Annotated in this window: 12 protein-coding genes; 3 read left to right on the top strand and 9 right to left on the bottom strand. The window is 33.3% G+C overall.

All coding sequences use genetic code 11. The annotated features are described in order from the left end of the window. Window positions 1-2: 2 nt before the first annotated feature. The 8 genes from rplB to rpsL form a co-directional block, all read right to left on the bottom strand. Window positions 3-830 carry a 50S ribosomal protein L2 gene (rplB, locus tag ACY2IJ_RS12005; protein WP_476724601.1) on the bottom strand — a complete coding sequence of 276 codons (828 nt, stop codon included), beginning with the start codon at window positions 828-830 and terminating at the stop codon, window positions 3-5. A 25-nt stretch (window positions 831-855) separates the two neighbouring features. Further along, a complete protein-coding gene (rplW, locus tag ACY2IJ_RS12000) occupies window positions 856-1,146 on the bottom strand; it encodes a 50S ribosomal protein L23 (RefSeq protein ID WP_476724600.1) in 291 nt (96 codons plus the stop codon). Between the two features lie 9 nt (window positions 1,147-1,155). Next, entirely contained in the window at window positions 1,156-1,785 is a 630-nt protein-coding gene (gene rplD, locus ACY2IJ_RS11995) for a 50S ribosomal protein L4 (protein ID WP_476724599.1), read from the bottom strand. Continuing rightward, window positions 1,785-2,399, bottom strand: coding sequence for a 50S ribosomal protein L3 (rplC, locus tag ACY2IJ_RS11990; RefSeq protein WP_476724598.1), 615 nt, complete (start codon window positions 2,397-2,399; stop codon window positions 1,785-1,787). Before rplC ends, rplD begins: the two co-directional genes overlap by 1 nt. Window positions 2,400-2,499: 100 nt before the next feature. Further along, a complete protein-coding gene (gene rpsJ / locus ACY2IJ_RS11985; RefSeq protein WP_010137088.1) occupies window positions 2,500-2,805 on the bottom strand; it encodes a 30S ribosomal protein S10 in 306 nt (101 codons plus the stop codon). 18 nt (window positions 2,806-2,823) lie between these two features. Beyond that, the gene (gene fusA / locus ACY2IJ_RS11980) at window positions 2,824-4,947 is read right to left on the bottom strand and encodes an elongation factor G (RefSeq protein WP_476724597.1); all 2,124 of its coding nucleotides are present in this window, start codon (window positions 4,945-4,947) and stop codon (window positions 2,824-2,826) included. Between the two features lie 5 nt (window positions 4,948-4,952). Next, the gene (rpsG, locus tag ACY2IJ_RS11975) at window positions 4,953-5,432 is read right to left on the bottom strand and encodes a 30S ribosomal protein S7 (RefSeq protein WP_457821812.1); all 480 of its coding nucleotides are present in this window, start codon (window positions 5,430-5,432) and stop codon (window positions 4,953-4,955) included. 29 nt (window positions 5,433-5,461) lie between these two features. Then, window positions 5,462-5,836 (bottom strand): 30S ribosomal protein S12, encoded by a 375-nt coding sequence (rpsL, locus tag ACY2IJ_RS11970; RefSeq protein ID WP_068827466.1) that lies wholly within the window; start codon window positions 5,834-5,836, stop codon window positions 5,462-5,464. 226 nt (window positions 5,837-6,062) lie between these two features. On the opposite strand from rpsL, the gene ACY2IJ_RS11965 reads away from it, so the two are divergent. From ACY2IJ_RS11965 to ACY2IJ_RS11955, 3 genes are read left to right on the top strand one after another with little or no spacing between them, the layout of a single operon-like run. Further along, the gene (locus tag ACY2IJ_RS11965; RefSeq protein ID WP_476724596.1) at window positions 6,063-7,661 is read left to right on the top strand and encodes a ShlB/FhaC/HecB family hemolysin secretion/activation protein; all 1,599 of its coding nucleotides are present in this window, start codon (window positions 6,063-6,065) and stop codon (window positions 7,659-7,661) included. A gap of 20 nt (window positions 7,662-7,681) precedes the next feature. Continuing rightward, a complete protein-coding gene (gene rlmB, locus ACY2IJ_RS11960; RefSeq protein ID WP_476724595.1) occupies window positions 7,682-8,428 on the top strand; it encodes a 23S rRNA (guanosine(2251)-2'-O)-methyltransferase RlmB in 747 nt (248 codons plus the stop codon). A 16-nt stretch (window positions 8,429-8,444) separates the two neighbouring features. Then, window positions 8,445-9,044, top strand: a complete 600-nt coding sequence (locus ACY2IJ_RS11955; protein ID WP_476724594.1) for a PhnA domain-containing protein — start codon at window positions 8,445-8,447, stop codon at window positions 9,042-9,044. A 53-nt stretch (window positions 9,045-9,097) separates the two neighbouring features. Here ACY2IJ_RS11955 and ccsA read toward each other — a convergent pair whose 3' ends face one another. Then, window positions 9,098-12,244 (bottom strand): cytochrome c biogenesis protein CcsA, encoded by a 3,147-nt coding sequence (gene ccsA / locus ACY2IJ_RS11950; RefSeq protein WP_476724593.1) that lies wholly within the window; start codon window positions 12,242-12,244, stop codon window positions 9,098-9,100. Between the last annotated feature and the right edge of the window lie 61 nt (window positions 12,245-12,305).

Below are 12,305 nucleotides of genomic sequence, written 5' to 3'. Positions count from 1 at the left end.
TATTATTTTTTTCTACGTTCTAAAATATACTTATTACTCGCTTTTGTCTTAGATCTTGTCTTGTATCCTTTTGCAGGTATACCATTTCTAGATCTAGGATGACCTCCTGAAGAACGTCCTTCTCCACCTCCCATTGGGTGATCAACTGGGTTCATTCTTACAGCATTTGTTCTTGGTCTTCTACCTAACCATCTAGATCTACCTGCTTTACCAGAAACTAGTAATTGGTGATCTGAGTTAGATACAACTCCAATTGTAGCGATACAAGTCAATAATATTAATCTTGTTTCACCTGACGGTAATTTTACAGTAGCATACTTTCCTTCTTTTGCCATTAATTGAGCAAAAGATCCTGCAGAACGAGCCATAACAGCTCCTTGACCTGGTCTTAATTCAATACAACAAATTGTTGTACCTAAAGGAATGTTAGCTAAAGGCATTGCGTTACCTACATCTGGAGTAACAGCATCTTGTCCGCTTACGATAGTTTGCCCAACCTGTAAACCAGCTTGTGCAATTACATATCTTTTTTCTCCATCAGTATATTCAACTAATGCAATAAATGCTGTACGATTTGGATCGTACTCAATTGTTTTAACAGTTGCTTCAACACCAAATTTATCTCTATTAAAATCGATAATACGGTATCTTTTTTTATGACCACCACCTACGTAGCGCATTGTCATTCTACCACTGTTGTTTCGACCTCCAGATCTTTTTTTCGGTGCCAATAATGACTTTTCCGGCTTATCAGTAGTAATGGCGTCGAACCCATTTACTACTCTAAAACGCTGACCTGGTGTGATTGGTTTTAATTTTCTAACTGACATGTTAAAATTTAAAATTGTTTATTAATTAAATATTGCTATAAAAGTCAATATTCTCTCCTTCTGCTACCTCTACGATAGCTTTTTTATATGCAGAAACTTTCGACTCAACTACACCTTTTTTAGTGTATTTAGTCGAACGTTTTACCGGATATACCATTGTTCTTACTTTCTCAACTGAAACTCCATAAGTTGCTTCTACAGCATCTTTGATTTCAATTTTGTTAGCTTTTAAACTTACAACAAAAGCATAACGATTTAATAATTCGCTATCTTTTGTTGCTTTTTCTGTAATAATAGGCTTTATTAAAATACTCATATCTGTACCCTATTTACTTAAATTAGCTTCAATATCTGAAATAGACCCCTCCAACAAAACAACTGTACCAGCATTCAATAACTTGTAAGTGTTTAATTCTGAGGTAGTTACAACTTCAGACCCTTTTAAATTTCGTGAAGACAAATATACATTTTTATTTGACTCACCCAACACAAATAGAGATTTTTTATTATCTAACTCTAAAGCTTTCAATACATTAATGAAATTTTTAGTGTTTGGAGCTTCAAAAGTAAAATCTTCCAAAACGATAATATTAGACTCTTTTGCTTGTAAACTGAAAGCAGATTTTCTAGCCAGTCTCTTTAAGTTTTTATTTAACTTAAAAGAATAATCTCTAGTTCTAGGTCCAAAAACTCTACCTCCTCCTCTAAAAACAGGAGATTTAATAGATCCTGCACGAGCAGTACCTGTACCTTTTTGCTTTTTAATTTTTCTAGTAGACCCAGCAATCTCAGCTCTTTCTTTAGCTTTGTGAGTTCCTTGTCTTTTATTTGCCAAATGTTGCTTTACATCTAAATAAACTGCGTGATCATTTGGCTCTATAGCGAATACTGCATCAGATAATTCAACCTGACGTCCTGTATCTTTTCCTGTATAATCTAAAACTGCTACTTTCATTATTTCTCGATAGTTAAGTAAGAGTTTTTAGCACCAGGAACACATCCCTTTACTACGATTAAGTTCTTGTCAGCAACAACTTTTAAAACTCTTAAGTTTTCAACTTTAACTTGATCTCCTCCCATTCTTCCTGCCATACGCATTCCCTTGAATACACGTGCAGGGTAAGATGCAGCACCAATAGATCCTGGAGCTCTTAAACGGTTGTGTTGACCGTGGGTAGCTTGACCTACTCCAGCAAATCCATGACGTTTTACAACCCCTTGGAAACCTTTACCTTTAGAGACTCCTGATATATCAACGAATTCTCCTTCAACAAATAGATCTACACCAACTGTATCTCCTAAATTCAACTCCTCGTCAAAACTAAACTCAACAACTTTCTTTTTAGAAGTAGTACCTGCTTTAGCAAAGTGACCTTGCAAAGCTTTGGTAGTATTCTTGTCAGATTTGTCATCGAAACCTAATTGGATAGCAGAATAACCATCTACTTCCTCAGTTCTGACTTGGGTAACTACACATGGACCAGCTTGAATTACAGTACAAGGAATATTTTTCCCGTTCTCATCAAAAATGCTAGTCATTCCGATTTTTTTTCCTATTAACCCAGACATTATTATTAATTAATTATTGTTATTAAATTTTCTATTTTATAAGAGACAGAAAAACCGGCCTAACATAGTTAGACTGGTTTTACTTGTCTATTAAGTTTTATCAAACTTTGATTTCTACTTCTACTCCAGAAGGTAATTCTAATTTCATTAAAGCATCAATAGTCTTAGATGAAGAACTATAAATGTCTAATAATCTTTTATAAGAAGATAATTGGAATTGCTCTCTTGATTTTTTGTTTACGTGTGGAGAACGTAAAACCGTAAAAATCTTTTTATTTGTTGGCAAAGGAATAGGACCATTTACAACAGCTCCTGTTGACTTTACCGTCTTTACGATTTTCTCAGCAGACTTATCTACTAAGTTATAGTCGTAAGACTTTAATTTTATTCTGATTTTTTGACTCATTTTCTAAAATGTTTTTAATTAAGCTTTAGAAGCTGCGATTACTTCCTCAGACACGTTTGAAGGTGTTTGAGCATAGTGAGAGAACGACATTGTAGATGTTGCTCTACCTGAAGATAGTGTACGTAACGTTGTAACGTATCCAAACATTTCTGATAATGGCACTTCAGCTTTTACAACTTTAGCCCCACTTCTATCACTCATATCATTAACTTGACCTCTACGTCTGTTTAAGTCACCAACAATATCTCCCATGTTTTCTTCTGGTGTAATCACCTCTAACAACATAATCGGCTCTAAAATTACCGCTCCTGCAGCCTTAGCACAAGCTTTGTATCCTAATTTAGCAGCTAATTCAAAAGATAGTGCATCAGAATCCACAGGGTGGAAAGATCCATCTTTTAATACTACTTTTAAAGAATCCATTACGAATCCAGCTAAAGGTCCATTAGCCATAGACTCTTTAAATCCTTTTTCTACAGCTGGAATAAATTCTTTAGGAATACGTCCACCTTTAATTTCATCAACAAACTGTAATCCAGTTCCTTCGAAATCAGCATCTACTGGCCCCATTTCAAATACAATATCACCAAACTTACCACGTCCTCCAGATTGTTTTTTATAAACTTCTCTGTGTTCTGTAGTTTGTGTTACAGCTTCTTTATATTCTACCTGAGGCTGTCCTTGATTTACCTCTACTTTAAATTCACGCTTTAAACGATCAACTAAAACTTCTAAATGTAATTCTCCCATTCCTGAGATTACTGTTTGTCCAGAAGCTTCATCAGTTTTTACTGTAAAAGTAGGATCTTCCTCTGCTAGTTTACCTAATGCGATACCCATTCTATCAACATCACCTTTTGTTTTAGGCTCAATTGAAATACCAATTACTGGATCTGGGAAATCCATAGATTCTAAAATAATAGGAGCATCTAATGAAGACATTGTATCTCCCGTTTTAATATCTTTAAAACCAACAGCTGCACCAATATCTCCAGCCTCAATAAAATCGATAGCTTTTTGAGAGTTTGCATGCATTTGGTAAATACGAGAAATACGCTCTTTTTTACCTGAACGGTTATTTAATATATAAGAACCAGCATCTAAACGTCCTGAATAAGCACGGAAGAAAGCTAAACGTCCTACGAAAGGATCTGTAGCGATTTTAAATGCTAATGCAGAAAACTTATCTTTTGCATCTGGTTTTCTTGTAACTTTTTCTTCTGTATCTGGATTAATCCCAACAATGTTATCTCTATCCATTGGAGAAGGTAAGTAACGACATACAGCATCTAACAAGAACTGAACTCCTTTGTTTTTAAACGAAGAACCACAAATCATTGGAATAATTGCCATGTCCATTACAGCAGCTCTTAAAGCAGCATGTACTTCTTCTTCTGTAATAGAGTTTTCATCTTCCATAAACTTCTCTAACAACTCTTCGTCGTAAGAAGCAACTTCTTCAATCAATCTAGCTCTAGCTTCAGAAGCTTCATCCACTAAATCTTCTGGAATGTCTACAACATCAAAAGTTGCCCCTTGAGTTTCGTCATGCCATACAATAGCTCTGTTTTTAACTAAATCCACAACACCTCTAAAATCATTCTCTTCACCAATTGGTAAAACGATTTCAACTGCATTAGAACCTAACATTTCTTTTACCTGAGTACAAACTCTTCCAAAATTAGATCCCTGACGGTCCATTTTGTTTACGAATCCAATACGTGGTACTTTATAGTTATCTGCTAATCTCCAGTTAGTTTCTGATTGAGGCTCAACACCATCAACAGCACTAAATAAGAATACCAATCCATCTAAAACACGTAAAGAACGGTTTACCTCTACAGTAAAATCTACGTGCCCAGGAGTATCAATAATATTAAAGTGATAACCTTTAGTCTCTGGTAATGGTTGTGCGTTTTCCAAAGGAAACTGCCATTCACAAGTTGTAGCAGCAGAAGTAATTGTAATACCTCTTTCTTGCTCTTGTTCCATCCAGTCCATAGTAGCTGCACCATCATGAACTTCTCCAATTTTGTGAGAAACCCCTGTATAATACAAGATACGTTCTGTTGTTGTTGTTTTTCCTGCATCAATATGAGCAGCAATACCAATGTTTCTAGTTAATCTTAAATCTCTAGCCATTTTTATTAAAATCTAAAGTGTGAAAATGCTTTGTTAGCCTCTGCCATCTTGTGTACATCAACTCTCTTCTTAACAGCAGCTCCTTCTTCTTTAGCAGCAGCCAATACTTCTGCAGCTAATTTTTGAGCCATAGTCTTCTCATTTCTCTTTCTAGAGTAAGAAATTAACCATTTCATTGCCATAGACACCTTACGGTCTGGTCTAATAGGCATTGGAATTTGAAAAGTAGCACCACCTACACGACGGCTACGTACTTCTACCTGAGGCATTACGTTAGATAATGCATCTTTCCATATTTCTAACGAAGATTTCTCTTCATCTTCTCCTTTTTTGTTTTCTACAATCTCTAATGCATCGTAAAAAATCTTGAACGCTGTAGATTTCTTTCCATCCCACATTAAGTTATTCACAAAACGTGTCACCAACTGATCGTTAAATTTTGGATCCGGTAAAAGAACTCTCTTTTTTGCTCTTCTTTTTCTCATGTTTTCTTAAGAATTTAAAAGATTATAGATTATTTCTTTGGACGCTTAGTTCCATACTTAGATCTACGTTGAGTTCTTCCCTCAACTCCAGCAGTATCTAAAGCTCCACGCACTACGTGATACTTTACCCCTGGTAAATCTTTTACTCTTCCTCCCCTTACTAATACTATCGAGTGCTCTTGTAGGTTATGTCCTTCTCCTGGGATGTAAGCGTTTATCTCATTACCATTTGTCAATCTAACACGAGCAACTTTACGCATTGCCGAGTTAGGTTTCTTAGGTGTTGTAGTATAAACACGCGTACATACTCCACGACGTTGTGGACATGCCTTCAAAGCAGCCGATTTACTCTTCTTAGTAACTTGGGCTCTTCCTTTTCTAACTAATTGTTGAATAGTTGGCATAAATTAATATATATATAACGTTTTAATATTTACCCTCAGAATCCTTTCCAAGGGTCTGCAAAAGTACAATTATTTTCTAATTAATCAAATATCAATGAGTTAATTTTATTTGAAAGTTATTTTTTTGATTTTTAAAGCACTAAAATCTATCTGTATTTTTTATTTCACTTTTTTATTTAAAGCATCTAAATTGTAACATCAAAAGATTTCTGTTAGATTTGATTTTATGAAATTTCTAAAACTTTTTATTCCCTTTTTTCTTCTCTTTGGAATTTCTTTTTCCATTTGGGGACAAGAAAAAAAAACTTCTTTTTTTCTAAAGGATAGTTTGCATGTTGATTTTTCGCTACAAAATATTGATAACATCAAGGAATTAAACAAACTACTAACTCAAAAAGGATATTATTTTTATTCTACATCTGCTACAGAAACAGACACTCTAAAAACATACCATATTGATTTAGGACAAAAAATAGATGTTGTTACCATAAAAACAACATCTTCTACTGTTAAAAAATTACTAAAAACAAAAAAGGACTACATATACACAACTCCTAATTATTTAAAAAAACTACTATTGCAAATTTCTGATGCGTTTGACAAGCAAGGAGAAAATTTTACAGAAATAGAACTTATCAATCAACAATACAATAACGATACTTTATTTTGCGACTTATATATAGGCTCCTCTCAAAAAAGATACATTAACAAAACCGTTGTAAAAGGTTATCCAAAATTTTCTAAGCGTTTTTTAAAATATTATTTAAAGTCTAACAAACCTTTTAGTAAAGATTTATTAGATAAAACGGAACAAAAAATAAATCAACTTCTATTTGTTCAAAATCAAAAAAAGCCTGCTGTGCTATTTACCAAAGATTCCACTCATCTTTACCTATATTTAAAAAAACTAAAAGCCAATAGATTAGATGCTCTTATTGGATTTAGCAATCAAGAAGGTCAAGATAAAATTAAATTTAACGGTTATATAGATATTTCTTTAACCAATACATTACACAAAGGAGAAACGTTTTCTTTTAAGTGGAACAATTCAGGTCAAGATCAACAAGAAATAGATTTAAACATAGACAATCCTTATATATTCAACACCCCTGTAAACGTAGGGTACAAACTAAATATTTTTAGACAAGACCGTTCTTTTGTAAACACCATACAACAATTTAACCTAAGTTACACTCCTTTCTACAAGCATTTGATCCGAAGTTATTACAACACAGAATCATCTGCTAACATAAACGAAACTATTACAAATAAAGATTATTCTAAAAATTTTATAGGATTAGGCTACGAATATTTAGAATTAAATAGTTGGAAAATCCCCAAGTTTAAATTTGCTTTAGACATAGCATATGGAAACAGAAAAACTAACAAAAACACCAAACAAGCAACTTTTAAAAGTGATGCTATTTACAATATAGAAATTACCAACAACAATCACTTTTATCTTAGAAACAGAAATGCTTATCTAAAATCTGACGACATTATTAACAACGAACTATACCGAATAGGAGGTGCCACCTCTATTAGAGGTTTTTTAGAACAAAGCATTACCGGATATTTATACAATTTTAGCAATATTGAATACCGTTATTTTAACAATGCTATTAGTTATTTGTATGCTTTTTCTGATGTTGGACATGTAAGAAGCCCAACACAGCAAAACAATTTATTAAGTCTCGGATTAGGGTATACATTAGGAACTCCATCTGGATTGCTAAAAATTAGTTATGCTGTGGGTAAAAACCAAAGTAGCTCTTTTAATTTAAATAACGGATTATTCCACATCAACTTTGTTACCATATTCTAGCTTTTGACTACATTTGCATTATGGAAAAACAACCCTCAAAAATATTTGGAATTAGAGCTATTATTGAAGCCATTAAAGCTGGTAATTCCATCGATAAAGTTTTTTTACAAAAAGATGTTAACGGACCTTTAATGATTGAATTAAAACAATTGATTAAAGAAAACAATATAACTTCTAGTATTGTACCTGTTGAAAAACTAGATCGTATGTCTAGAGATAACAATCACCAAGGTGCTGGAGCTTTAATTGCTCCTGTTGCTTTTTACGACCTTGACACACTTATTACTTCTACTATAGAAAAAGGAGAAACTCCTTTGTTTATATTACTAGATCAAATATCTGATGTACGTAACTTTGGTGCTATTATTCGTACAGCTGAATGTACTGGTGTACACGGAATTATAGTTCCTAAAACAGGAAATGCTCCTATTAACGGAGAAACTGTAAAGACATCGGCAGGAGCAGCTTTTAATGTTCCTATTTGTAAAGTAGATCATATTAAGGATGCTATTTTTATGTTGCAAGCAGCAGATATTAAAATTGTTTGCGCTACCGAAAAAACAGAAGACACCGTTTTTGACGTAAACTTTAATCAACCTACGGCCATTGTTATGGGTTCTGAAGATAGAGGTATCAACCCTTCTATTTTAAAAATTGCCGATACCAAAGCCAAACTACCTTTGTTAGGAAAAATTGGTTCTTTAAATGTTTCTGTTGCCTGTGGAGCCTTTTTATACGAAACAGTGAGACAGAGAATGAATAATTAAAAGAATTGATATTATAATGAACGTAAGAGAAGAATTAGAAAAAAGAAGTGGAAATCAATGTGAATTGTGCACAGCTACAGGGAACTTAAACGATATAAGACTGAAACCTAGTTTAACAGACACATTAGATACCAATATTTTAATTTGTGATACGTGTAAAGATCAAATAGACCATCCTGAAAACATGGATGCCAATCACTGGAGATGTTTAAACGATTCTATGTGGAGTGAACACAAAGCGGTTCAAATTACCGCATGGAGAATGTTAAACAGATTAAAAGCTGAAGGATGGCCACAAGATTTAATTGACATGATGTATTTAGAAGATGCTGATTTACGTTTTGCAGAAGCTACAGGTGACCACTTAAGTGATGATGAAAAAATTATTCACAGAGATACCAATGGTGCTATTTTAGAAGCTGGTGATACTATTACGCTTACCAAAGATTTAGATGTAAAAGGAGGTGGTAACTTTACTGCCAAAAGAGGTACTGCTGTTAGAAACATTTCTTTAGTACACGACAATGCAGAACAAATTGAAGGAAGAATTAGCGGAACACAAATTGTAATTTTAACAAAGTTTGTTAAAAAAGCCAATGCAGAACAACAATCTTAACAAATTGTATTCTTACCAATAAAAAAGCTCGAGAAAATTCTCGAGCTTTTTTATTACTTATTCTTTTTAAATTGTTTGTTTCTTGTGTAAGCAAAAACGGAAATAAAAATCATACTTCCCATAATTACATAGGTAAATTTTGGAATAGGAACAGGATCTCCAGAAGCATAACTATGCAAACCTGTTAAATAATAATTCACTCCAAAAGAGGTCATAATAATAGACCAAAAAGCAAACATACTTACCATATTTAAAACGTATTCACTTTTTAGTTTGGGAATCAACCTCAAGTGCAACACTATCGCATATACAATAATACTTATCAAAGCCCAAGTTTCTTTTGGATCCCAAGCCCAATATCTTCCCCAAGATTCATTTGCCCAAACTCCACCTAAAAATGTTCCTACAGAAAGCACAAACAAACCAATGGTCATGGCTAACTCGTTTAAATAAGTCAGCTCTTTTATTTTTACATTTACTTTAGCTTTGTTTTTAGAGTTTCTAACCACCATTAAAACTAAAGCCATCATTCCTAATACAGCAGACAATGCTAACGGAGCATAACTACTTACAATGGTTGCTACGTGTACTTTTAACCAGTAGGATTTTAACACAGGCATTAAATTGGTAATTTCTGGATTGATCCAATCCAAATAACTCACAAACAACAAAGCACCTGTAAATATAGTTGCTAGCGGTAAGGCAAAATCAGATTTTTTATGGACGATTAAACCACACAATAACAATACCCAGGCAACAAAAACCAACATTTCGTATCCGTTACTCCAAGGAGCATGTTGTGCCACATACCAGCGTAAAATAATGTTCGCAGCAAACACTATAAATCCTAACCAAGTAAGCGCTACAATTCCATTCCATAAATAATGAATTGTTTTATGATGTGTAAAAACTCGGATGACCGCAAAAATTAACAACACAAAACCAAAAACAAAAAAGACCTGAAACAACCAAAAGTTCAAATTCAACTTATTGTACAACAACTCAGCCTCTATTCTTTTTTCTGAGGGGATAATATCTTTACCCAACACTTTTTGATAGGTACTGATGTAAGACAAATCTTTTTCAGCTTCTTCCCATCTTTTTAGAGATAGGTTTTTAAAATAATTAGCGATGACACTTTTTACAAACAAAGTATCTTCATTCGAAAAATCTTCAAAATGATGTGTGTAACTAAACCAAGTATCATTGGTATCTAATTTATTAGGAAATATTCTTAAATAAGTTCCTATAAACAAATTGTACAAAACATTAAATCGCTCATCAATTTTTAAAATTTCTTTATCAAACTCCGATCTTTCTGCTGGCTTTTTCTGGTTTGCTTCTTCTACATATTTAGACAATAGGTAACTTCCATCATTCGCCAACAAATCTCTAAAAGCAACTGTTTTAAATTCAGAAATTTCAATACTATTTAAAACATCTTTCGTTTTTTTAACATCTACTTTAATCATAGGAATGTTCTGACTAACCTCGGATGCCATTTGCAAAGCCAAAAACACCTGGCTGGCATTTAACTTTTTAATCACTCCATCTTCTCTATACTTGTAATACGTTTTTCCTGATATTTTTCTTAGAAATTCCGATGCTAAGGTTCCTATTGGTTTTACTCTACCATCTAAATCTTGCACCAATAATTTTTCAAACTTTTTGGAATGATGATTATCCATAGAAATTTTTACAAAAGCAACTACACTAGTTGTTTTGTCTGTAGTGTTAGCTTGAGCATAGTTAGAAAAAGATGACAACAACGTAAACAAGATGGCAACAACTTTAACCGTTTCTAATTTTTTCATTTTAGTTAAAATAGTTCTAAACCTAGTTCCTTTTCCAAACAAAGTAAAAAACATTCCAATTCCCATAAACAAATATCCTAAGTAGGTTAAATTTGTTCCAATAGCATCGTGATTTACAGACAACACCGTTCCTTTTTCATCAGTATCATAACTTGCCTGAAAAAACCGATATCCTTTATAATCTAATACATTGTTCATAAAAATTCTAAACGGAGTTTCTTTTCCACGATCTATCACAGAAACCTCACTAGCATAAGCAGCAGGACTTGTAGAACCCGGATAACGATCTAATTGAAAATCATTCAAACGAATAGAAAAAGGCAACGTAATTTCTCTAGATCCATAAGCTACATCTATATGAGTTCCTTTTAAATTAATACTATGTGTTTCTGGCACAAAACCCTCTCTGTACACTAAAGGAACTTCTACAATCTGATTTCCTGATCTTGCTTCTAACAACAATACATCATCTTTGTTTTTGTCGTTTTCTTTAGAACCTTCTACAGTCCCCGATTCAAAAGCAACTTTTCCTTTTGCATGAAAAGCCAATGGAACCAAAGATAAGTTCTGATATCTGTACAAGGTGCTTAAATGCATTACATCCCAAGTATTGGGTTTTATTTTTCCTGCATTTTGAGAAGCCATGATAAAATAATCCAACCCGTTAGGAGCTTTTATTTTAAAACCATCTCCTTTGTTTATAATATTAACTGCATCCTGTTCATCTGTATTTAAACCAATCTTATAATTTTCTTTTCCTACAACCCTAATTTCTCCATCCGTTAAAAAAATGGTTTTTCTTCCATCTCCTACAGAAACAACTACTTCTAATATGGGTTTTCCCACCAAAGTGTCAATCACTATTTTAGAAGTTGCATCAGGAATATAATCTTTATAAACCAACGTTACAGGTGTATTGTTATCATCCGTAGACAACTCAAAAGAATTGCTTTTGGCATGAGAAAACGATGCTTTTTTTTGAACCACTTTTGTTTTGCCCTTATGATGTAGTTTTACCGTTACAAAATTAGTAGCAGACAACACCGTGTTAGACGTTTGCCCTTCTCTAACTCTTAACACTCCTCCATAAGAATAATATCTAGTAACAGCAGCACCCACCATAATTAACACAAACGCAAGATGAAACATTAACACCGGCCATTTTTCTTTTCTAAGCAATTTGTATTTAAAAATATTAAACACAAAACTAACCGTCATTAAGAGCATAATCATTTCAAACCACCAGGCATCATATATCAATACCCAAGCAGTAGCTGTTCCATAATCATTCTCTACAAAAGTGGCTACAGCCATAGAAATTGCAAATGCAATTAATGATAAAACCGCTAAGGCAGGGGAAGCAAAAATTCTATATAAAATTTTCATAGCGTTTGTTGTTAAAATAAGTAAAGACACAATAGGCATTCCCATGTGTCTTTACCGTGAA

Source organism: Wenyingzhuangia gracilariae, from assembly GCF_056387575.1.
This window is presented reverse-complemented; position numbering and strand designations above follow the sequence as displayed.